The organism is Nocardia sp. JW2, from assembly GCF_051843015.1.
Lineage (GTDB): Bacteria > Actinomycetota > Actinomycetes > Mycobacteriales > Mycobacteriaceae > Nocardia > Nocardia coubleae.
Map to the genome: position 1 here is coordinate 41083 of NZ_JBPXLK010000002.1, position 21034 is coordinate 62116.

General features: G+C 67.1%; 19 protein-coding genes, 1 tRNA gene and 2 pseudogenes. 10 read left to right on the plus strand and 12 right to left on the minus strand.

All coding sequences use genetic code 11. From position 1 onward, the window contains the following. Positions 1-29 precede the first annotated feature (29 nt). Positions 30-293 carry a hypothetical protein gene (locus ACSVDM_RS03445; protein WP_439262740.1) on the plus strand — a complete coding sequence of 88 codons (264 nt, stop codon included), beginning with the start codon at positions 30-32 and terminating at the stop codon, positions 291-293. Positions 294-322: 29 nt separating this feature from the next. Here the strand turns inward: ACSVDM_RS03445 and ACSVDM_RS03450 are convergent, their stop codons facing one another. Further along, the gene (locus tag ACSVDM_RS03450; protein ID WP_439262742.1) at positions 323-958 is read right to left on the minus strand and encodes a TetR/AcrR family transcriptional regulator C-terminal domain-containing protein; all 636 of its coding nucleotides are present in this window, start codon (positions 956-958) and stop codon (positions 323-325) included. Between the two features lie 70 nt (positions 959-1028). On the opposite strand from ACSVDM_RS03450, the gene ACSVDM_RS03455 reads away from it, so the two are divergent. Beyond that, on the plus strand, positions 1029-1988 hold the full coding sequence (locus tag ACSVDM_RS03455; RefSeq protein WP_439262744.1) for a zinc-binding alcohol dehydrogenase family protein: 960 nt from the start codon (positions 1029-1031) through the stop codon (positions 1986-1988). Between the two features lie 313 nt (positions 1989-2301). Here ACSVDM_RS03455 and ACSVDM_RS03460 read toward each other — a convergent pair whose 3' ends face one another. Together ACSVDM_RS03460 and ACSVDM_RS03465 are read right to left on the minus strand one after the other, a co-directional pair. Beyond that, entirely contained in the window at positions 2302-2685 is a 384-nt protein-coding gene (locus tag ACSVDM_RS03460; RefSeq protein WP_439262746.1) for a hypothetical protein, read from the minus strand. Further along, entirely contained in the window at positions 2682-6695 is a 4014-nt protein-coding gene (locus tag ACSVDM_RS03465) for a CHAT domain-containing protein (RefSeq protein ID WP_439262748.1), read from the minus strand. Before ACSVDM_RS03465 ends, ACSVDM_RS03460 begins: the two co-directional genes overlap by 4 nt. A 409-nt stretch (positions 6696-7104) precedes the next feature. On the opposite strand from ACSVDM_RS03465, the pseudogene ACSVDM_RS03470 reads away from it, so the two are divergent. Together ACSVDM_RS03470 and ACSVDM_RS03475 are read left to right on the plus strand one after the other, a co-directional pair. Then, a pseudogene (locus ACSVDM_RS03470) lies at positions 7105-7673 on the plus strand (Uma2 family endonuclease). A 52-nt stretch (positions 7674-7725) separates the two neighbouring features. Continuing rightward, a complete protein-coding gene (locus tag ACSVDM_RS03475; protein ID WP_439262750.1) occupies positions 7726-8049 on the plus strand; it encodes a hypothetical protein in 324 nt (107 codons plus the stop codon). 75 nt (positions 8050-8124) lie between these two features. Here the strand turns inward: ACSVDM_RS03475 and ACSVDM_RS03480 are convergent, their stop codons facing one another. Further along, positions 8125-8772 carry a Uma2 family endonuclease gene (locus tag ACSVDM_RS03480; RefSeq protein WP_439262751.1) on the minus strand — a complete coding sequence of 216 codons (648 nt, stop codon included), beginning with the start codon at positions 8770-8772 and terminating at the stop codon, positions 8125-8127. Between the two features lie 209 nt (positions 8773-8981). Here ACSVDM_RS03480 and ACSVDM_RS03485 point away from each other — a divergent pair, with 209 nt between their 5' ends. Continuing rightward, complete coding sequence (locus tag ACSVDM_RS03485; RefSeq protein WP_439262753.1) at positions 8982-9575, plus strand: type IV toxin-antitoxin system AbiEi family antitoxin domain-containing protein; 594 nt, start codon at positions 8982-8984, stop codon at positions 9573-9575. A gap of 131 nt (positions 9576-9706) precedes the next feature. Then, positions 9707-10594 (plus strand): annotated as a pseudogene (locus tag ACSVDM_RS03490) (exodeoxyribonuclease III). Between the two features lie 163 nt (positions 10595-10757). Here ACSVDM_RS03490 and ACSVDM_RS03495 read toward each other — a convergent pair. Genes ACSVDM_RS03495 through ACSVDM_RS03505 form a run of 3 tightly spaced genes read right to left on the minus strand, consistent with a single transcriptional unit; the run spans position 10758 to position 13159 of the window. After that, positions 10758-11105, minus strand: coding sequence for a YciI family protein (locus tag ACSVDM_RS03495; RefSeq protein ID WP_439262755.1), 348 nt, complete (start codon positions 11103-11105; stop codon positions 10758-10760). After that, a complete protein-coding gene (locus tag ACSVDM_RS03500; RefSeq protein ID WP_439262757.1) occupies positions 11102-11746 on the minus strand; it encodes a CatB-related O-acetyltransferase in 645 nt (214 codons plus the stop codon). The genes ACSVDM_RS03495 and ACSVDM_RS03500 overlap by 4 nt, the downstream gene beginning before the upstream one ends. A 24-nt stretch (positions 11747-11770) precedes the next feature. Then, a complete protein-coding gene (locus tag ACSVDM_RS03505) occupies positions 11771-13159 on the minus strand; it encodes a DHA2 family efflux MFS transporter permease subunit (protein WP_439262759.1) in 1389 nt (462 codons plus the stop codon). 191 nt (positions 13160-13350) lie between these two features. On the opposite strand from ACSVDM_RS03505, the gene ACSVDM_RS03510 reads away from it, so the two are divergent. Next, the gene (locus tag ACSVDM_RS03510) at positions 13351-13920 is read left to right on the plus strand and encodes a TetR/AcrR family transcriptional regulator (RefSeq protein ID WP_439262761.1); all 570 of its coding nucleotides are present in this window, start codon (positions 13351-13353) and stop codon (positions 13918-13920) included. A gap of 147 nt (positions 13921-14067) precedes the next feature. After that, entirely contained in the window at positions 14068-14358 is a 291-nt protein-coding gene (locus ACSVDM_RS03515; RefSeq protein WP_439262762.1) for a hypothetical protein, read from the plus strand. 15 nt (positions 14359-14373) lie between these two features. On the opposite strand, the gene ACSVDM_RS03520 is transcribed toward ACSVDM_RS03515, so the two are convergent. The 3 genes from ACSVDM_RS03520 to ACSVDM_RS03530 form a co-directional block, all read right to left on the minus strand. Continuing rightward, a tRNA-Arg gene (locus ACSVDM_RS03520) sits at positions 14374-14449 on the minus strand. Positions 14450-14514: 65 nt separating this feature from the next. Next, a complete protein-coding gene (locus ACSVDM_RS03525; protein ID WP_439262764.1) occupies positions 14515-15225 on the minus strand; it encodes a DUF1542 domain-containing protein in 711 nt (236 codons plus the stop codon). Positions 15226-15325: 100 nt separating this feature from the next. Further along, entirely contained in the window at positions 15326-16465 is a 1140-nt protein-coding gene (locus tag ACSVDM_RS03530) for an acyl-CoA dehydrogenase family protein (protein ID WP_067641039.1), read from the minus strand. Positions 16466-16619: 154 nt separating this feature from the next. Here ACSVDM_RS03530 and ACSVDM_RS03535 point away from each other — a divergent pair, with 154 nt between their 5' ends. After that, the gene (locus ACSVDM_RS03535) at positions 16620-18254 is read left to right on the plus strand and encodes a long-chain fatty acid--CoA ligase (protein WP_067641041.1); all 1635 of its coding nucleotides are present in this window, start codon (positions 16620-16622) and stop codon (positions 18252-18254) included. A 63-nt stretch (positions 18255-18317) separates the two neighbouring features. On the opposite strand, the gene ACSVDM_RS03540 is transcribed toward ACSVDM_RS03535, so the two are convergent. Then, positions 18318-18710, minus strand: coding sequence for an SCO5389 family protein (locus ACSVDM_RS03540; protein ID WP_439262766.1), 393 nt, complete (start codon positions 18708-18710; stop codon positions 18318-18320). An 84-nt stretch (positions 18711-18794) separates the two neighbouring features. Further along, positions 18795-19826, minus strand: a complete 1032-nt coding sequence (locus tag ACSVDM_RS03545; protein WP_439262768.1) for a nitronate monooxygenase — start codon at positions 19824-19826, stop codon at positions 18795-18797. A 261-nt stretch (positions 19827-20087) separates the two neighbouring features. Between ACSVDM_RS03545 and ACSVDM_RS03550 the strand changes: the two genes are divergently transcribed. Next, positions 20088-20948, plus strand: a complete 861-nt coding sequence (locus ACSVDM_RS03550; protein WP_439262770.1) for a M23 family metallopeptidase — start codon at positions 20088-20090, stop codon at positions 20946-20948. Positions 20949-21034: the final 86 nt, after the last annotated feature.

Below are 21034 nucleotides of genomic sequence, written 5' to 3' on the forward strand. Positions count from 1 at the left end.
TGAGATCGCCTCCGATCGGAAGGGACGCCGTGCCCGAAGTGGTCGTCGCCTACACCCACCTGTTCCCAGGCCTGGAACTCGACCTCCCCGGCGACCGCTTCGACCTCGTCTTCGCCGACGGCAGCGAAGCGGCGGCCACCCTCACCGAAACAGGCGGCGACCCGGCCATCCTGGTCGACGCCTACCGCACCCAGGCGGGCACGGAAATCGCCGAAACCCTCTGGCCTGTCCGGCGTTCGGCGAACGACGAGCGCCGGGTGAAACTCGGGAAGGCCCTGCGCTCGACCAGCTAGGGCCGCAGTGCTCGAGCGAGCGTCGGCCGTCAGTGCAACCGGGTCGCGAGCCCGTCGAGGACAACGGCGAGTTGTCGTTCGAACCTCGGGTCGCCGTCGTCGCGGAGATGTCCGGCGGCCTTGACCAGTTCGGCCCCTTCGCCGAGCCACGCATCACGTTCGGCAAGCGAGTATCGAGCGGGGTCAGCGCTCGTGGATGGGCGGCGCTCCTGCTCTTCGATGACGAAGCCGACCACGAAGGCCGTGAGCAGGTCGAGGGTGTCGTCGGCCTCGGGCAGTGAGAACCCGGCCGCTGTCAAGCGCTCGAGCCACGATTCTTTCGCCTTCACCACGTCGGGGTCGGCGAATCGCGTGCCGCTGAAGATGCGCGCCCCGTCCCGGTGCCTCAGATATTCCGACCTAAGGACGCGGGCGTAGGCGGACACGTCCTCACGCCAGTCGGCGCCGCGCGGGATCGCCGCGAGGGCATCGGTGACGCGGCGCATGACGAACGTGGCCATCTCGTCGAGGAGTTCCTGTTTGTTGCGCACATGCCAGTACAGGGCGGGAGCCTTCACGTCGAGCCGGGTGGCGAGCGCGCGGACGGTGAGGGCGTCCATGCCCTGCTCGTCGAGCAGTTCGAGTGCGGTCGTCACGATCTGCTCCCGGGTGATTCCTTTAGCCACGGTTGACAGCTTAACAAAGTTAAGGCACCGTTGACGGCAACGGAAATTAACTTAGTTAAGGAGCCATCTCATGCGTGCTGCTGTCGTCGAAACCCCTGACGCCACACCGGTTCTCGCGGACTTCCCTGATCCGCAACCGCAGCCGGGCCGGGCACCGCTGAGGCTGGTCGGCGCCGGTTTGCACCACGTCGTCCGTGGGCAGGCCTCCGGGCGCCACTACTCCGGTGGCCCGGCACATCCCCTCGTACCGGGCGTCGATGCCGTCGCCCGCACCGAGGACGGGCGGCTGGTCTACACAGGTTTCGCCCGGGCGCCGTGGGGGACCATGGCGGAATGGATGGTCACGCCGTTCGAGGCGGAACTTCCCGCCGGGGCCGATCCGCTCGCCGTCGCCGCCGGTATGAACCCGGCCCTCTCCGGCTGGATGCCCCTGATCGCCCGGCGCGAGGAGGCGGGCGAACTCGGGACCGTACTCGTGCTCGGCGCGACCGGCGCCTCGGGCGGTCTGGCGGTGCGGGCCGCGCTTGCCCTCGGCGCGAAACAGGTCGTCGCGGTCGGCCGCGACCGCGCGGCGCTGGAACGACTGCGCGGCCCGGGTGTAGTGACCGTCGCACTCGCCCCGGACGCACCCGACACCTGGTCGACCACCCTCGGTGCGGCCGTCGCCGACACCCAACCCACCCTCGTTCTCGACTACGTGTGGGGCACCGTCGCCGAGGCTGCCTTCGCGGCAGTGGGAAATTCCGGCCCGTCCGCCACCAGCGTGCCGCTCGATTACGTGCAGATCGGCACACTCGCCGGAACCGATGCCTCGCTCCCCGCAGCGCTACTGCGCAGCCGCCGCATCCGGATCAGCGGCAGTGGCCTCGGCTCGGTCTCGAAGGAACAGATGATCGCCGAAATCCCCGCCATCCTCACCCGCTTCGCCGACGGCACCTTCGACCCGCCGTACACCACATACCCCCTCAGCCGCGTCGGCGAAGCCTGGGCACATCAGGGCCGCCCCCGCGCCGTCATCGTCCCGGACTGATCGCGGCGTTCCCTACCTGAGCGGCCGGCTACCGGGTTGCGGGTGGGCTACCCGGAGCGGTATCCGGCACCTGTGTGCCGTCCTTCGACGCGCAAACCTGTTGTGGGGCACGGGGATCGACGAACGTGACACTGTCGCAGTTCAATTCGATGTTTCGCCGGAGCAAGTCGAACGCGACCGTCAAGGTCCTACGCGCTCCCGTCAGTCTGCCGAAGGTGCTCCCGTCAATCTGCCGGATAGTGTGTCGTCGATCTGCCGGGAAGTGCGCCGTCAATCTGCCGTCAGGCGACCGGGTTCGCATAGGCGGATGTGGCTACTCGTCGGTGTTCCGGTCGAGCAGTTGATCGGGGGTCAGTGCGGTGATCTCTGGGGCGCTGTCCTGAGACGCGAAGGTGATGGTGACGCCTTGGGTGCTGAGTTCACGAATGTGCTCGAGGAACTGCTCAGCGCGACGCCGTTTGCTGATGCGATCGGCGATGTCGAGGACGGCCAGTGCGGCGGAGGGGATGGACACCACCAGCGCGGTGAGAGCGACAGGGTCGACGCCCTTCTGCCCGTAACCGTTCTGTTCGGAGTTGTTTGTGTCGGAGGTAGAAGATACGTCTGAAGATTCTTGATCCCATTGGCGCAGAAGATCATCGAGCCGCTCTTTGGCGCGGACGGGGCTGTCAGCGGTACCTTGGATTCGGATTCTCATTCTTCCTCGTTCCCGTTCGCTCGATCGAGCAGTTGTTGTACTGATGCGATGAGTTCGTTGTCGCCGATCTTGTGGGCGGCTGACAGGCTTGCAGCGAGGACGTCCTGCGCAAGGTCTGGCTGGCCAACGGCCACAAGTACTTCGCCGAAAGTCTTACCCACAACTGCGATGCCGTCAGCATTCTCGAGATCGCGAAGGCTGCGAAACGCTTCGGCGAGGTTCCCTAGGACAGAGTCGTGATCCTGCCTCGCGATAGCGATCTGAACGAGCCCCCATCGAGCGGTGGCTATGCCTTCAGGATTGCTCAGCTTCGTCTCCGCTTCGAGCTGCTGGTTCCGGAGTCGGACTGCAAGGTCGTACTCTCCGCGTAGTCGGGCGATGTCGGCTTGTTTTCCCCATGTGATTGCAGCCGAGCGGGTGTCGCCGAGGTGTTCGTAGACCGGCAGTTCGTTTTCGCGTCGGATTCGTTCGGCTTCGTCAAATTCCCCGCGCAGTTGGGCGAGGTCGGCCAACTGTCCCCATGTGATCGCAGCCGAGCGGGTGTCGCCGAGGTGTTCGTAGACCGGCAGTTCGTTTTCGCGTCGGATTTGTTCGGCTTCGTCGTGTTCGCCGCGTTGCTGGGCGAGGTCTGCCAGCCTTCCCCAGGTGACCGCGATCGAGTGGACGTCTCCGAGGCGTTTGAGTACCGGCAGGGTGTCGTTGCGGAGGATGCGTTCGGCTTCGTCGAGTTCGCCACGTCGCTGGGCGAGGTCTGCCAGCCTTCCCCAGGTGACCGCGATCGAGCGTATGTCTCCGAGGCGTTTGAGTACCGGCAGGGTGTCGTTGCGGAGGATGCGTTCGGCTTCGTCGTATTCGCCGCGCGCTTCGGCGAGGTTGGCCAGTTTCGCCCTGGTGATCGCGACCTCCCGGATGTCGCCGAGGCGTTTGAATACCGGCAGGGTGTCGTTGCGGAGGATGCGTTCGGCTTTGTCGTATTCGCCGCGTTGCTGGGCGAGGTCTGCCAGCTTCCCCCAGATGACCGCGATCGAGTAGACCTCGCCGAGGCGTTTGAATACCGGCAGGGTGTCGTTGCGGAGGATGCGTTCAGCTTCGTCGTATTCGCCGCGTCGCTCGGTGAGGTTGGCTAGTTTCCCCCAGACGACCGCGACCTCCCGGATGTCGCCGAGGCGTTTGAATACCGGCAGGGTGTCGTTGCGGAGGATGCGTTCAGCTTCGTCGTATTCGCCGCGCGCTTCGGCGAGGTCAGCCAGTCTTGCGGTGACGGTGGTGGCTTCCAGTTCTGAACCGCCATCGGTGAACAGCCGTTGTGCCCTCTTCCACAGTTGTTCGGCATCGCTGAGATTGCCGGTGCGGAGATGGAGGTCGGCGCGGGTGGCCAGCGCACGAGCAGGCTCTAAGCCGGCACTTTCGTCAGTGGTATGCAGTGCCCGGTCGAGCAAAGATTCGCCAATGTCCGCGGCGCCGCTGGTCAAGGCTGCCTCGGCAGTGCGGCGAAGTAGCAAGAGAGGAATCCGCGTTTCATGGCGGTCCAGCAGTGCGATCGCAGTGTTGCCGAGTGCCGCGGCGTCCTCGGCGGGGCCGTCACTCAACCGCATTACCGCGCGAGCGGCGCAGGCACTGACCACGGTGGGGTCCTCGGCCGCCACAGCAAGCCGCGTAAGCTGAAGATCCAGCGCGCGGTCACGCGGTAGCGCAGGGTACTCGCCACCCCAAGTGGCGTACAACACCCTGACGATGGCGGCGGCGACAGAGGTGCGTTCCTTGTCGGTTAGTGGCTCCAGTCGTCCCACGACCAGAGGGTTCACTCTTGTGGCGACAAGGTCGGGGTTGTAGGGGTCACGCTGGGGTTCGAGAAGACCCAGACCGCTCAGGCGAGTGGGGGAGCCCCCAAGCTGATCGGTGAGGATGCCGATGACGGATTCGGGTATCGGCAGGTCGAACAGGTTGGCGGCGCGCAGCAACGCCAGGTTCGCGGGCCCGGCCTCATTCATCAGGGTGTCGAGTGCGAGGTTTTCCAGGAACGTGCGAACCTCGGCATCCGACGGCAGATCTCCTTGTCTCAGATAGGTCTCCATCCCCTTGACCGTGTCTTCGGCATGGGTGTAAAAGACGTTCTCGTTGTAGACGATGTGACGGCAGATGAGGTCTTGCAGTCCGGGATTGCCGCGGCTGGCGGCGACCGCGCGCTCGGCCAGCTCCGCGCGTTCGGTGCGGCAGTGCTCCGTGGTGAGGGCTTGTTGGCGGCGGTGGAGTTTGCGTTGGGCTACCGGTGACATCGACCGTAGTTGGACAGGCGCGAGGCGGGTCTCCACCCCACCGAGGGTGAAGGTGAATCGGCTGGTGATCAGCACTCGGCTGTCGGTGTCGGACGTGTCGAATGCTCGCAGCACCGCGGCCAGCGTCGTGGCGTGGGCGGGGCTCACGCGATGTGGGCCGTCGGGGTCGTCCTCGAGGATCTGTTCGAGGTCGTCGATGATCAGCAGCAGTGGTTGTTGCCCGGGGCCGGTTTGCGCGCAGGGGCCGGCCAGCAGGTCGATCAGCACCGCTCCGATGGCTTGCGGATCATGGCGCACTCGCGCCGATTCCCGTTCGATGAGTTCGCGCGCGTCGCGGTTGGCGTGGACCGCGGTCGCGACCGCGTCCAGGATGGTCATCGCGTCGTAGCGGCCGAACACGACCGCGACGGCGTGGTCGGAGTACCGGTCGGCGATCCGCGCCGCCAGACTCGACTTACCCAACCGGCCCTGCCCGTGCAGCAGTACGCCCGCTCGCTGCCCGTCACGCAACGCCCGCAGGGCGGCCTGCAGTTCGAGGCGGCGACCGACGAACATTCGTGGATCTGCCACTCGCACTTGCTGTTTGCGGTCGAGGAACATCTCTGTGCCCCTGGTGGCCCGCACCAGAGACCGCTTGCGCCGACCCGTCACCAACCGGCCACCACCGGTGGGCCCCAACCACACTCGGGCCATGTGCCAATCAGGATGTGCCGCTGAATCCGTCTCCCGCAGGAGTGCGCGGCGGGCGTCGCCCACCGCGACTGCGAGGTCGGCCCCGTTGGCCACATCGCGATACAGCGTCTTCGCGAACAACGTCGCCGCTCGATCGCCGACCGAACCGTCCCAGCCGATCACCGCTGGGGCTCCGGCGGTGACCAGCGCTGTCACCAGCGAATGCACCAAGCCGCCACCGGTTCCGGCCTCGAAGATTCCGGATGCTGGTGCGTCGGCCCCGGTCGCGGTCAAGCACGCCGACACGAACATCAGCGGCGACATGGTCGGTAGCAGCCGTATCAGTTCACCGGCCGTTGTCGGGCGCGGTCCACCGATGTCGTTCTCCAGCAACAACACCGGTACACCGGAATCGCCGGACTTCCAGTTGTTGCGTCCGTGGCACGACACGTGTACGGCGGTCATTTCGTCGGCCTCGGCCAGCCGGGCACCCAGTTGCTCGGGGTTGCCGGTGTCCTCCACCAGTAGGTCCACCCGCCCGTCCCCGACCGCCTCGAGTATCGCTGCTTCCTCGGCCTCGAAGTCGAGTTCGTGCTGTCCCCACGGGGCGGAGGCCATGAACGCCAACCCCAACCGGAAGTCACAGGGTTCGGGTCCGGATGCCGCCTGTCCGAGCCGCCGCACCACACTGAACCGGACCAACTCGTCCGCAGCCAGAAACCCTGTTCCCGCCGCGGCCAACAACTCCCACGGTGCGCGCAGCATCGCCCACGCCGACTCCGTGGGCGACCGCGGCCCACGTACCTCGAACACCAACGGCGCCGGAGCTCTGTCCAGCAACCCACTCAACTGCCGCTCGGGTCCATCCAGCCAATCGAACAGCTCCCGCCCCACACTCAGCAGCGCACCGTCTTCAGCGCGAGAATGCACCAGGCGCGCGTACCGGGCGGTCAGTTCGTCGAGAAGCTCGACATCGTCCGTCTCGACCACCCGCCGAGGCCCGATTCGCGAATCACCTACCAGCACATCGAATCCGCCGTCGTCGACAACCAGACCGATCATCACAGCTCCGCTCATCCCCGACGGAATCGCTCGCGCGAACAAATCGAAAGACCCACCGCCGCAACAATAGAACCCCAGACGGTCCTCCGGCGACGATCCGACCGACACCGTTCGCCGGGAGGCTCGAAACCCTCGAGCTTCGACGAGTCGACGATCGAGGTGACCGTTCGGCCGAGGAGTTCAGCTCGGCGGGCCGGCGTCCTGAGTCATCGACTCTGCGTCGCCCACTCGGTGTCGTGTGCGCCAGACGCCGCCCCTTCGTGGGCTCGCGTACGTAGAGTCGCGTGCCACACCAGGCGCTACAAGCGGTGCTCGGCTGCGACCAGCATGGGGTTCCAGCAGTGCGAACCCACTAGTATTGGTTCAACTGCTCGGGCCGAGACCGAGGGAGGAGGTGGCCCGCATGGCGATGCCCGTGCCTCACAATGATTATTGGACCGCCGCCGATCTCGATGATCTACCCGAAGACGGCCTGCGATACGAGGTGCTGAATGGCCAGCTCGTTGTGGATGCCGCCCCGAAGCCACGCCACCAACTGCTGATCCAGCGGTTGGTTCGCGTTCTGGTCGATGCGGCACCCGTGGACTCGCTGGTACTCGACGGAGTCGGCGGGATCATCGGAGAAGACGAGCCGATTCCGGATGTCATGGTCGCCACAGGCGCAGTCGACTTGGACGCCGTGGGGTACCGGTCGCGCAGGTCGACCTGGTCGTGGAAGTGGTCTCCAGGTCGACAACCATGACCGACCGGGTCGTCAAGCCGATCATGTACAGCACGGCTGGCATCGCCTCCTACTGGCGATTCGAAATCAACCCTTTCGCGGGGCAGTTCCCTGGTGAAGAGCTCCCGGTCCTTTTCGCCTACCGGCTCGGTCCCGACGGCGGATACGAGCAAACCCACCGCGCTGCCGCAGGCGATACCGCCGACCTTCGCGCGCCGTTCCCGGTCACCATCGCCCCCGCGTCCCTGCTGCCCTGAACAGGGCACGCCGCCGAAGCGGCACCGTCGAAAGCCGAAGGAGGAGAACAATATGTCGGAGCACTGTGCGGTGCCATCAGAGAATTCCGACGCGCAGGCGCACATCGACTTCGCGCATACGTGCTCGGGTTATGCGGGGTTCGGCGGACCGGAGGGGCTCGGCGTAGCCGTACGGCTGATCCGTAGCGATTGGGAAGAGGCAGGCGCACTGCCCGATGACGTACTGATGCTGCGCCGCTGCCTGTTCTACGAGGTCAGGGCGCACAGACACAGTGGCGGCTACACACCGTTCAACGAAGACCAGTTCGTCCTCGATCTTGTGTCCCGCATTCGACTCTTGTCCGGCGGATCAGTCCCGATTCTGGACTTCCGATAACACGAGTACGCCTGACCAGCGTGTGGCCGGCCCCTGGTAAGGGCGGACCGGCCTACCCGGAGTTGAAGACCCTGCTCAATATTCGAGGTCGGCCCACTCCAGGGTGAGGGGGAAGGGGTGGTTCAGTGCGATCTGGGGGTGGACGGTGGGGGACCATTCGCTGACCAAGGCGTACTGGCGCGGGCGCAGCGGGGTGACACCGGTCGGGAGGTCGGTAGGGGTGGCCAGGACGTAGGTCAGGATGGTGTCGATGTGGCGGCCTTCACGGTTCAGGAGGACTTCCCAGTACTCGCTGATCCCTGCTTCGGCGTAGCGGGCCTGTTTCGTCAGCATCTGGCCGATGTGGTTGGAGGGCGAGAGTACTTCGCCAACAATGACGACGTCCTCGGCGAAAATGGGACTCCATGGTTCGTCGGGGCAGTGGTAGACCATGAAATCCGGAGTCAGGAAATCGTCCTTGGCACGGCTGAGGAAGACATTCGTCTCGGTGTCCACCTGCCAGCACTCGCCAAGATTCGCTTTCATACTGCGCCGGGCCGCATTCTCGAGGGCATTGCGCAGGCGAGTAGCGAAACGTTGATGCTCCGGAGGGCCGGTGCGGACCCAGACCGGGCGACCTTTGACCAGTTCGATACGTTCCGACTGGTCGGGCGGTAGGGCGCTCAGCTCGTCCCAGGTCATACGGTCGGGCAGCGCAGGGAACCCGCTCGACGGGTTCGACATCGCTACCCTCCTTGCGTCAGGCGAATTTCTGGTGCCCTCGGCGGCGCACATCGAAGATGGTAACGCGGGCAACCTGGGAATTCACTCCGGTCGATTGATCGTCGTGGCGGATTTCGCGCTGAGCTTAGCGGCAACGTCGAGAGGGACGACTGATCCGTTGGCCCGGCGAATTCTGGCGGGCGCCCCTTCGGACCCTTCGGCCGCAGGATTTGGTCGACATCTACGCACAACCGCGCCCTGAGATCGCGCGGCTCGTCGAACGGGGCGCACTGCATCGCGTCGCTCATGGTTACTACGTGATCGTCGCGCCGGACCATGTCGGCCGGACCTGGCTGCCCGCACTGGAGGCCGTCGCCGCAGGTATCGCGACATCGATTTACGGGCCGGATCAGGCCATTGTCATGGGAATCAGCGCAGCTCGCGCACTGGGAGCAGTGCCACGTGCGCTGGCCACAGCGATCGTCGCAGTTCCGCGCCAGCATCGGCCGATCGCACTGACCGATCGCTCGGCCCGAGTCCAGTTCGTTCGCCGCGATACCGGCGCACTCGACGCCGAGCGTGTCGAAACGCCGCTGGGCCATGCGCTGGCCACGACGCCGGAGCAGACGGTGCTCGACCTGGCCCGACGTCCTGAGCTGGGCAATGCCGAGCCGGAAGTTCGTCCGGCGATCGAGACGCTCTACCGTCGTAGCGATCCGGTGAGGCTCGCGCAGCTCGCTACTGATCAGCGACTGGGGGCGCCCTTCGACGCGCGCAAAGCTGGGCGCGGGCTCGAGAATCGCCGACGTGCCGCCTGGGCGTGAATTCCGAACAGCTGCTGAGCCTCAGCCGTTATCGGTGCTCCCGGTAGGATTCGAACCTGCGACATCCTGGTTTCAGGTCGTGTTCCGGAGCTGCCCGGGCGGGTGACAGGGGGCTCCGGCACAGTGTTGCCATGGGTTCGTCGGTCGCTGACTCTTTCACTGTCGCCACATTCAATGTCAACGGAATTCGCGCGTCACGTCGTCGTGGTTTCGACCAGTGGTTGGGGGCCAGGTCGGCGGATGTGGTCGCGCTGCAGGAGTTGCGTTGTTCCGCAGCCGATGTGGGAACCTTCCCGGGCTATTCGGCGGCAGTGGACGTCGGTTCCGTGGCCGGTCGCAACGGTGTGGCCGTACTGACCAAGGTTCCCGCCGCTGCCGTGCGGACGTGGGTGACCCACCCACCCAGGGCCCGCGGACTCGGTGAGTTCACCGCGCAGGGACGTTATATCGAGGTAGACCTGGCCGACCGCCCGGTGACGGTGGCCTCTCTGTATCTCCCCAAGGGTGGTCTGCCCGCGCATCTCCAGCGCCCGGGATCAATGCGCGAACAGCCCGACGGTGGGGTCAAGTACGAACGCAAGCAGAGGTTCCTCGCTGCGTTCGCCCGCGAAGTGCACCGGAACCGGCTCGCTGCGCTGAATGCGGGACGCGAGTTCGTCCTCACCGGGGATCTGAACATCGCGCACACCCCGCACGATGTGACCAACTGGCGTGCCGCCCGCACGATGGACGGCTTCCTGCCCGCCGACCGCGAGTGGTTCAGTTCGATTCTCGGCACGCGCCGGCTCGTCGACGTGGTGCGACAGGTGCACGGCGATCGCCCGGGTCCACTCACCTGGTGGAGTTGGGCGGGGCAATCGTTCGCCAAGGATGTGGGTTGGCGAGTGGACCACTAACTCGCGACACCCGGCCTCGCCCGCCACGCGAGGTCTGTCGTCGTCGACAAGGAACCGTCACCCGCCGAGCGCCTCTCCGATCACGCGCCCCTCGTAGTGACCTACTCGGCGATGCCCGACTGAGAAGTTCTGGTGCCCTCGGCGAGGCACGCAAAACATGGGCAGCTGGAAAACGCCTGGTCATCGCGGATTCTTATCCGATCTGACAGGACGAGTGGACGGGGGTGCGCGCGATCGGGCGAAGCCGAGCGCCAGCAGTGGTGGGTTGGTCCGATCTCAGTGTTTTTCAGGCGGATTCGAGGATTGGGCGGACCTCGACGGTCTCCGGCGTCGGCAGGGACTTGGCCAGTTCGATGGCTTCCGCGCGGTCGGATACCTCGACGATGAACCAGCCGCCGAGGGTTTCCTCGCCTGCGTGCGCGGGGCCGTCGGTCACCGTTGACGTCCCGTCGGCGGCAGTGCGCACGGTCGCGGGAGCGGTGTGTTCGGTCTCCAAGGCGTCACCGCCGACCAGTTTCCCGGTCGCGGCGAGGACGCCGATCCAGCCTTCGTATTCCGCGCGGTACGCGGCCCGGTCGGCTTGGATCCGGCGGCGTGACTCTGCCGTCTCGAAGATCACGAGTGCGAATTTCATGGGATTTCCTCTCCGGCGATGCGGGCGATGTCGGCCGGGGTTCCGGCCATGATCGTGCGGGCGTGCTCGGTGACCTGGTCGACCGGCCAATCCCACCAGGCGGCGCGACGTAGCCGCTCGATGTCGGCGTCGTCGAAGCGCTGCCGGATGGGTCGGGCCGGGTTGCCGCCGACGATTGTGTAGGGCGCGACGTCGGCGGTGACCACCGCGCCTGCCGCGATGATCGCGCCGTCACCGATCCGGACACCGGGCATGACGGTCGCCCGATGGCCGAACCAGACGTCGTTGCCGACGATGGTGTCGCCGCGGCTCGGCATGGCGGTGACGATGTCGAGAGTCTGGTCGGTCCACCTGCCGCCGAACATGGTGAACGGGAAGGTGGAAACCCCCATCGTCGGATGTTCGGCTCCGGCCATCAGGAAGGTGGTCCCCGAGGCGATCGCGCAATACTTGCCCATGACGAGCCGCTCCGGACCGTAGGCGTACAGGACGTTGCGGTGCTCGAAATCCGTTGCGCCGTCAGGGTCGTCGTAGTAGGTGTATTCGCCCACGTCGATATGCGGTGCGGTGACCAGTGGCCGGAGGAACACCACGCGCTCGTGTGCGGGCAGCGGGTGAATGGTTGTCGGATCAGGTGACAAAACAGAGTTCCTTTCGTTGGCTGACTAATTCGAGCTGGTCGCGAAGGCCACGTTCGAGGCGGTGGCGGTGGAATCTCGGGGTGCGGGCTCGGATCGCACGAGCCACAACCCGGTGCCCACGGCGGTGACCACGGTGATGGCGCCGGCCACGAGGAAAGCGGTGTCGAGGCCGGTCTCGAAGGAAGCGCCGCCGGATTGCTGTGTGCGGACAACGGCGCCGAGTGCCGCGACGCCGAGCACCGCGCCGATCTGCCGGGTGGTGCTGCTGATACCGGAGGCGAGGCCACCTTCCTGCGGGCTGACAGCCTGGATGGCAGCTCCCGTCAGCGGCGACATGGTCAGGCCGAAGCCGATGCCGATGACTCCCAGCCGCCACCAGACGTTCGCGTAGCCGGTGTCGGCATGCACCATGCCCAGCGTCAGCAGGCCGAGACCGGCCAGCGCCAGGCCGGTGGTGGCCACGATCCGGAAGCCGTACCGGGCGGCGAGCCGACCGGCGTACGGGCTGACGATCACCATGGCGAGCGAGAGCGGCAGGGTCTGCAGACCGGCGCGCAGGATCGAGCTGCCCTGGACGTAGACGAAGAACTGGGAAAAGAAGAACGACGAGCCCATCAGCGCGAACCCCACCACGATCATGGCGGTGTTGGACACGGTGAACAGCCGCTGCCGGAACAGCCGCAGCGGCAGCATCGGTGCGCGGCGACGCGCTTCGACGGCGACGAACGCGGCCAGCAGGATCGCCGCGACGGCGAAACTGCCCAGGATCAGCGGCGAGGTCCAGCCGCGGGCGCCACCCTCGATCAGCCCATATGTCAGCACCCCGACACCGAGGACGGACAGTGCTGTGCCAGGGAGATCGATGGCGGGGGAGTTCGGATTGCGGGTCTCGTCGAGGGTGCGCAGACCGGCCAGCAGCAGGATCGCGCCGATGGGCAGATTGACCAGGAAGATGGCGGGCCAGCCGAAAGCATCGGTGAGCACGCCGCCCGCGACGGGGCCCGCGGCCAGGCCGATTCCGCTGAGCCCGGCCCACAGCCCGATCGCCTTGATTCGCTCTTGCGGCGCGGGATAGGCGGCGGCGAGCAGTGCCAGCGAGGCAGGGCTCAGCGCCGCGGCCCCGACGCCTTGCAGCACCCGACCCGCGACCAGCCAGCCGAGCGAGGGCGCGAGGCTGCACAGCACCGAAGCGGCGGTGAACACCGCAACACCGGTCAGGTACACCCGTTTGCGGCCGAACCGGTCGGCGAAGATGCCGCCGGACAGCAGCAGCATGGCGACCACCAGCACGTACGCGTCGACAATCCACTGCAGGCCGGTCAACTGGGTGTTCAGTCTGTGCTGCATATCGGGCAGCGCCGCCCCGACGATGGTGTTGTCGAGCAGGACCATGAATTGGCCGAGGCAGGTCACCGTGAGTAGCACTGCTCGGTGTGATCGACCGCCCATGGGCGTCGGCGTTACCGCCATCTGGATACCTCCAATCGCGAGTTGCGCTTGTCCGGAGTCGATGTCGGCAGCGCATTAATGCAGTTGTGACTGCGTTAGAGGACTGTAACGACGCGGGCGCACAAACGCAAGCGAAACTGCGTTAAGGTATCGGCATGAATGATCGACAGCGAGCCGTACGACCCGGCGGTCGCAGCGCTCGCGTCGGCGCGCAGGTGCACGAGGCGGCCACCGCCCTTATCCGTGAGCGCGGCTACGGCAACTTCACCGTCGGCGAAGTCGCGGCCCGCGCGGGCGTGGCCGACAGCAGCATCTACCGACGGTGGGGCAACCTGGAAGCCCTGCTCGCCGACGTGACGCTGGCCCGCCTCAACGCCCAGTCGCCGATGCCCGACACCGGAAGTCTCGACGGTGACCTGCGCGCCTACGCGGCCAACGTGGCACGAGAGATCACCGGACCCGACGGATTGGCGGTGGTTCGTTTGGCAGTCGCCCTGTCCAGCAACGGTCTCGAGGGCCAGCGGCCTTTCGCGGACCTCGGCGCCGAGCGCATGCGGCAATTGCAAACCATGCTCGACCGTGCCGGCGAACGGGGTGAGCGAGCACCCGACGCGTTGGGCGTGCTGGACCACATCCTGGCCCCGATGTACATCCGCGTCCTGTTCGGGATGGTCCCCCTTACCCCGGACTACCTCGACGGGCTGGTCGACCGATTGCTGCGGTGACGCTTCCCGCTCTCCAGCGCGTGAGTAGACCCCGGGTAGTACCTCGCGGTCGTCGCGGCCACCGGTCTGTGCACGTGATCACCGCGAGCCGGCTCGTGGCGGACTGGAAAGACGCGCTGTTCGCCGAGTACGGCAATATCATCGGTGATGGTCGAGACCGCGCTGCTGGTGTTCCCGAAACTGGCGCTGGGACTGTCCGGATTCGAAACCGGCGCCGCGGCCATGCCTTTGATCAAAGGCGGCCCCGGCGACAGCGTCCCGAAGGTGTGCAGCCGGCATCGTTTTGTATTTCGAATGGACCGAGGGCAACCCGATCGTCAACCTGCTGAGGTGCCAGGAAACAGGTCAGCCTGCACGTTTGCGCCGAAAAGGCTCAACGATGTCATGGTTCCTGATGGGATCGAAGCTGCAACGTCAAAACATCCCTCTACCTGCTGAAATGCAGGTGGAGGGTGGTGCCCTCGGCAGGATTCGAACCTGCGACACCCGCTTTAGGAGAGCGGTGCTCTATCCCCTGAGCTACGAAGGCGGGGGGCTCGCTCGGCGGGCCGAGGTGAGTATAACGCGACGCGGTGGGTGGGTTGGTGGGCTCGGTCAGAAGGCGGGGTAGGTGCCGGTGTCGTAGCCGGGGTCGGTGAGGTCTGTGGGGGTGGGTGTCGCGGCTTGGCCGGTGCCGTCTTCGAAGGCTTCGGCGTCGTAGCCGATGCCGTGCATGCCGGCGAACAGGGCCGAGAACAACAGGACCGAGCCGGCTCCCCAGGCGCCGGCGAGGAGGGCGGGTTTCCACCAGGGTTCGGAGTACCAGCCCGCGGGGACGGGGCGGCCCGCGACTCGACCGCCGGGGTAGTAGTGGCCGGTGGTGGGGGAGTGGTGGGGGGAGGCGGTGATGCGGCGGCCGTTGTAGTCGATGGTTCGGGACTGTTCGACGCGGCCCGCGATGTCCTGGCCGTCGAGGGCGGGGATCGGATCGCCGGGGTCCATGTTCATCGCCTGCCGGGCGGCGCGGATGTAATAGAGGCCTTCGAGGGCGGTGCGGCGAGCGAGGTCGGCCTGGTGGGGTGAGCGCGCGCGGTCGAGTTGGGCGGTGGCGGCGGTGTGGCGTTCGGCGGCGTCGGCGAGGGCCTGGCGGGCGGCTTCGTTGCGCGGGGTGAGGGCGTAGACCTGGCCGCCGAGGCGTTCGATGCCCACCCTGGCCTCGGCTCGTGCCTCGTCGAATTCGCGGGCGGTCCGCTTGTTCTGCTCGGCGCGCAAGTACAGCAGGGCGCCCACCGATACCACCAGGATCAACACCAGCCACCACAGCATCGCACGCCTCATTTCGTCGAGGTGTCGAGATGCCGTCCAGTTTACTGACCGGTTGCGGCGAACGCGCTGACCGTCGGTGATCAGCGCGTTGCCGGATTGCTCAACCGGCGAGATGGCGGGCGATCACCAGGCGCTGGATCTGATTGGTTCCCTCGAAGATCTGCATCACCTTCGCCTCGCGCATGTAGCGCTCCACGGGGAAGTCCTGGGTGTAGCCGTAGCCGCCGAACACCTGGACGGCGTCGGTGGTCACCTTCATCGCGGCATCGGTGGCGGCGAGTTTGGCGACGCTGGCCTGACGCGAATAGGGCAGACCGGCGTCGCGGCGGCGGGCGGCGTCGAGGTAGGTGGCGCGGGCGGTGTCGACGGCGGCGGCCATGTCGGCGAGCACGAAGCCGAGGCCCTGGTGGTCGATGATCTTGCGGCCGAACGCTTCTCGCTCCTTGGCGTAGGCGACGGCCTCGTCGAGCGCGCGCTGGGCCACACCCGTGGCGACGGCGGCGATGCCGAGGCGGCCCGCGTCGAGGGCGCTGAAAGCGATCGAAAGACCTTGTCCCTCTTCGCCGATACGGCGTTCGGCGGGCAGGAACACGTCGTCGTAGGCGGCGGTGGTGGTCGGGATGCCGCGCAGACCCATCTTCTCCTCGGGCTTGCCGAAGCTCAGACCCTCGGTGCCCGCGGGCACGAGGAAGCACGAAATGCCGCGCGAGCCTTCACCGGTGCGTGCGAACAGGGTGTAGAAGTCGGCGCGGCCACCGTTGGTGATCCAGGCCTTGGTTCCGGTGATCCGGTAACCGCCGTCGACGGGGGTCGCGCGGCAGCGCAGGGCGGCCGCGTCGGAACCGGCGTGCGACTCGGAAAGGCTGTAGGCGCCGATGGTTTCGCCCGACAGCATCCCGGCCAACCACTGCTGTTTCTGTTCGTCGGTGCCGTAGGTGAACAGGGGATGGCACGACAACCCGTGCACGCTCACCGCCACCGCGACCGCCGCCCACCGGCTCGCCAGTTCCTCGAGCACCTGCAGGTACACCTCGTACGGCTGCGCGCCGCCGCCGAACTCCTCGGGGTAGGGCAGGCTGAGCAGTCCGGCCGCGCCGAGGGCGGGGAAAACACCCTCGGGAAAGACCCCGGTCTTCTCGCTCTCGGCAACGCGCGGCTCGAGCACTTTGTCGGCGATCTCACGGGTCAGCTCGATCAGATCGCGCGCTTCTTCGGTGGGCAACATGCGGTCAACAGCCATGGCCGTCACATTACGGCGGAGGCCGTCGAACGGTTCGCGCCGACAATGTGTCCGCCGGAATCTTGGCTGGGAGAACCGTTGCCCAGGCCAAACCTTTCGGTAACATCCCGTGTGACGTGGATCATTCCGCGGCGAGGGATTCGAAGGAGCACCGATGCTGAGCACAATGCAGGACGACCAGCTCTCGCTGGCAAAACTGCTCAACTATGCCGCCACATTCCAAGGCGACTCCACTGTGTCCACCTGGACCGGCGACGGTGTTCGCACCATGACCTACCGCGAGCTCGGCGCGGATTCCGCTCGGCTGGCCAACGCGCTGCGCGGGCTCGGCATCGAAGAGGGCGACCGGGTCGGCACCTTCATGTGGAACAACAACGAGCACATGACCGCCTACATCGCGGTCCCCGCGATGGGCGCCGTCCTGCACGCGCTCAACATCCGGCTGTTCCCGGAGCAGCTGGTGTTCGTCGCCAATCACGCCGAGGACCAGGTGGTGATCGTCGACGGCACGCTGGTTCCGCTGTTCGCCCAGTACCTGCCGAACCTGAAGACGGTCAAGCACGTGATCGTCGCCAACGGTGACCCGGCCGCGCTCGCCGCGCCTGAGGGAGTGCAGGTGCATTCCTACCGTGAGCTGCTCGACAGCCAGTCCGCCGAGTTCGACTTCCCCGTCGTCGACGAGCGTTCGGCCGCCGCGATGTGTTACACCTCGGGCACCACCGGTGACCCGAAGGGTGTCGTCTACTCGCACCGCTCCAACTGGCTGCACGCCATGCAGGTGAACTCGCCCAACGGCATGGGTTTCCACGGCGGCGACTACGTGCTCGCGATCGTTCCGCTGTTCCACGCCAACGCGTGGGGCCTGCCGTACGCGGCGCTGATGTCGGGCGCCAACATCCTGATGCCGGACCGTTTCCTGCAGCCCGCGCCGCTGCTGGAGATGATGGCCGCCGAGAAGCCGAGCTTCGCCGCCGCGGTGCCGACCATCTGGGGCGGTGTGCTCGCCGCGCTGGCGGCCGCGCCGCAGGACATCTCGCACCTGCGCACGGCTGTCGTCGGTGGTTCGGCGGTTCCCCCGTCGATGATGCGTGCCTTCGAGGAGAAGCACGGCGTGCGCATTCTGCACGCCTGGGGCATGACCGAGACCTCGCCGCTGGGCAGCGTCGCGCACCCGCCCGCCGGTGTGGAGGGCGACGAGGCCTGGGAGTACCGCTACACCCAGGGCCGCTTCCCGGCCAATGTGGAGGCCCGCCTCGTCGGTGACGACGGCAAGGTCGTCCCCAACGACGGTGAGTCCCTCGGTGAGCTCGAGGTGCGCGGCGCCTGGATCACCGGCTCCTATTACTCGCCCACCGGCGCCGAGGTCGACCCGGACAAGTTCGACGACGGCTGGCTGCGCACCGGCGATGTGGGCAAGATCAGCCCCAACGGCTACCTGACCCTGGTCGACCGCTCCAAGGACGTCATCAAGTCCGGCGGCGAGTGGATCTCCTCGGTCGACCTGGAGAACGCGGTGATGGGTCACCCCGCCGTCGCGGAGGCGGCCGTGATCGGCGTGCCGGACGAGAAGTGGGACGAGCGCCCGCTGGTCGCCATCGTGCTGGCCGAGGGTGCCGCCGCCGAGGCCACCGAGCTGCGTGACTTCCTGGCCGACAAGTTCGCCAAGTGGCAGCTGCCGGAGCGCTGGACCTTCATCGCGGAGGTGCCCAAGACCAGCGTCGGCAAGTTCGACAAGAAGCGCCTGCGCGCCCAGTACGCCGAGGGCGAGCTCGAGGTCGTCACGGTCTAGAACGACGAAAAGGGCGGGCGCGGAATCACTTCCACGCCCGCCCTTTCTGCGGCCGCCGAAGATTCAGCAGTTACGGAGCTCGGGACTCTGGTTCAAGAGCTGGGCGCGTGGGCTGATGTAGCGGGTGTAGGTCTCCCCGCCGACCGCCGAGAGCGGGAAGGCCGCGACCCGGTGGCAGTTCTGGAAGGCCAACTTGACCCCGAAGTGGCGTTCCAGGCCGCCGCGGATGGCGTCGGAGGCAAGGGCGCGCAGCAGCTGACCACGGGCCGCCTCGTCCGGCGGCGGGACCCGGTTGTCGGCGTATTCGTCGGTGCCGGCACGCAGATCACCGGCGACCCGGCTCACCACTTCCCAGGCGTAGGGCAGCGACCGGCGGACACAGTCGACGAATTCCGCGTCGTCGATATCGCCCTGTTCGGCGCGTTCAAGTAAGGCGGCGGGAACATCGAGGGACATGGCGCTCTCCTCCTGCTCGAAGTGTTTCGATGGAATGCGATGCCCGGCCGAGTGTAAACGAAATCCGTTGTCGATAAGCGGGGTTCAGTCCGAAAGGGCGCGGCGCAGCGAGGATTTCGCATCCGACCACAGGGTGGTGACCAGTTCGCCCGCTGGTTGCTCGGTGCTGAGCGAATGTGCTTGCCCGGCCCACAGATTCACCTGATCCGGGTTGCCCGCCGCCCGGCCCTCGGCGCGCAAAGGGGAAGTGGCGTAATGGATTTCAGGATAGGCGGCGGGCGCTCCCGCGGTGTGGTCGACGAGGAACCGGTTGCGGATGCCGCGCGCACGCCGACCGGTGAAGGCGCGGGTGAGCATGGTCGGTTCGGGGGAGCCGATCGCGCCGCGGTGCACCGCGTTGGTTCCGGCTTCCGGGCAGCGCAGCAGGGCCGTGCCGACCTGCGCCGCCCGTGCGCCCGCGGCGAGGACCGCCGCGACCGCCGCGCCGGTCGCGATGCCACCCGCGGCGACGATCGGACGATCGGTGGCGGCGGTGAGCAGTTGCAGCAGGGCGAGCAGGGCGAGGGGGTCGATCGGGTCGTCAGCCGGATCGTCGAGGAAGCACGCGCGGTGCCCGCCCGCCTCGGCTCCCTGGGCGATCAGTGCGTCGGCGCCCGCGTCGAGCGCGATGGCGGCCTCGGCGGGCGAGGTCACCGTCACCCAGACCTCGGAGCCGACGGCGTGCAACCGGTCCACCTCCACCGCGGTGGGGCAGCCGAAGGTGGTCGACACCACTGCGACCGGCTCCTCGGTCAGCAGGTCGAGCTTGTCGGCCCAGCCGTCGGTGTCGTGCTTGGGCGTGCCGAGCGGAAACTCGATCCCGAGTTCGGCCAGGTAGCCCGCGTAGGAGGCCGGATCGGCGACCGGACCAGGCGCGAAGAGGTTCACGCCGAACGGTCCGGGGGTGAGCGTCCTGGTCGCGGCGATCTGCGCGGCCACCGCCTCGGTGCCGAGGTATCCGGCGGCCAGCTGTCCGAATCCGCCCGCGGCCGACACCGCGGCCACCAATTCGGGAGTGGACGGGCCGCCCGCCATGGGTGCGGCGACGACGGGGACGCGCAAGCTCTCGATCACCATGCCAAGAGTGTGGCCCGGCGAACCGGTGTCCACCCCCCGCGACACCGTCGGCAACACGCCTCGAACCTGGGCCCGTTACTGATCAACACCCGATTCACCTGGGAATTTGCCACCGAAGGTTGCGGAATGATCACGGCGCGGTACAGTTCACATCACGACGGATGCCGAACCGTTACACATAGTCCGGCATCGGGAGAGATCCCAGGTCGATCGCGAGATCGGCTTCGTACCGTCATTGTCGCCGGACGCTAGGACGAAACCTTGTCGCAGCACCGTATGGGCCCCGATTCGATCTCCGTCAAGGCTCTGTTGGCCGACGGTGGCGCCGGACGCCCCAGCCGGCACCGCGCCGCGCCCTCGCGCACCGAGCGGGTGCGGGCTGCCGCCGGTGCCGCGGTCGCCGCGGGCGCCCTGGTCGGGACCGCCGCGCAGGTCGTCCCCGCCATCGCCTACGCTGCCCCGCTGCTGCCGACCACCCAGGACGACGTCGAGGAATCCGTCGTTCCCGAGTCGGCCCGCGAAGACGTGAACCTCGTCGCCGCGCAGGAAGTCGCCTCCCACGTCGAGGCGCCCGCGCCGATGCAAGCCGTCGCCGCCCCCATCGCCGCTCCGGTGGCCGCCCCGTTCGGTATCGGCAACCTGCCCCCGGAGATCTCCGGCCCGCTGGCGCAGGTCGAAGACATCCTGCAGGGCATCCAGCACCAGGTCGCGCCGCCGCAGGCCGCCCGCCCGGTCGCCGGTCCCATCAGCTCCGGCTTCGGCGCCCGCTGGGGCGCCATGCACAGCGGCATCGACTTCGCCGACTCCATCGGCGCCCCGATCCACTCGGTCATGAACGGCACCGTCATCGAGGCGGGCCCGGCCTCGGGCTTCGGCCTGTGGGTGCGGGTGCTGCAGGACGACGGCACCACCGCGGTCTACGGCCACGTCAACGACATGCTCGTCAGCGAGGGCCAGCGGGTGAACGCGGGCCAGGTCATCGCGACCGTCGGCAACCGCGGCCAGTCCACCGGCCCGCACCTGCACCTCGAGATCTGGGATCAGGGCGGCGCCAAGATCGACCCGCTGCCGTACCTGGCTTCCAAGGGCGTTCCGATGGAATGGGGCCCGTCGGCTCACTGAGCGGATATCGCCCGCAAACAGGCACGATCGAGTGACGGTGGTTCGTATGAGCCCCGTCACTTTGCCGTTGAACGGGCAACAGTGAC

Coding starts and splice junctions, on each gene's coding strand:
- ACSVDM_RS03460 (WP_439262746.1), bottom strand. CDS start 2,685: ATGAGAATCCGAATCCAAGGTACCGCTGACAGCCCCGTCCGCGCCAAA.
- ACSVDM_RS03475 (WP_439262750.1), top strand. CDS start 7,726: ATGTCGGAGCACTGTGCGGTGCCATCAGAGAATTCCGACGCGCAGGCG.
- ACSVDM_RS03540 (WP_439262766.1), bottom strand. CDS start 18,710: ATGTCCCTCGATGTTCCCGCCGCCTTACTTGAACGCGCCGAACAGGGC.
- ACSVDM_RS03495 (WP_439262755.1), bottom strand. CDS start 11,105: ATGAAATTCGCACTCGTGATCTTCGAGACGGCAGAGTCACGCCGCCGG.
- ACSVDM_RS03535 (WP_067641041.1), top strand. CDS start 16,620: ATGCTGAGCACAATGCAGGACGACCAGCTCTCGCTGGCAAAACTGCTC.
- ACSVDM_RS03510 (WP_439262761.1), top strand. CDS start 13,351: ATGAATGATCGACAGCGAGCCGTACGACCCGGCGGTCGCAGCGCTCGC.
- ACSVDM_RS03545 (WP_439262768.1), bottom strand. CDS start 19,826: ATGGTGATCGAGAGCTTGCGCGTCCCCGTCGTCGCCGCACCCATGGCG.
- ACSVDM_RS03515 (WP_439262762.1), top strand. CDS start 14,068: ATGGTCGAGACCGCGCTGCTGGTGTTCCCGAAACTGGCGCTGGGACTG.
- ACSVDM_RS03525 (WP_439262764.1), bottom strand. CDS start 15,225: ATGCTGTGGTGGCTGGTGTTGATCCTGGTGGTATCGGTGGGCGCCCTG.
- ACSVDM_RS03455 (WP_439262744.1), top strand. CDS start 1,029: ATGCGTGCTGCTGTCGTCGAAACCCCTGACGCCACACCGGTTCTCGCG.
- ACSVDM_RS03480 (WP_439262751.1), bottom strand. CDS start 8,772: ATGTCGAACCCGTCGAGCGGGTTCCCTGCGCTGCCCGACCGTATGACC.
- ACSVDM_RS03465 (WP_439262748.1), bottom strand. CDS start 6,695: ATGATCGGTCTGGTTGTCGACGACGGCGGATTCGATGTGCTGGTAGGT.
- ACSVDM_RS03530 (WP_067641039.1), bottom strand. CDS start 16,465: ATGGCTGTTGACCGCATGTTGCCCACCGAAGAAGCGCGCGATCTGATC.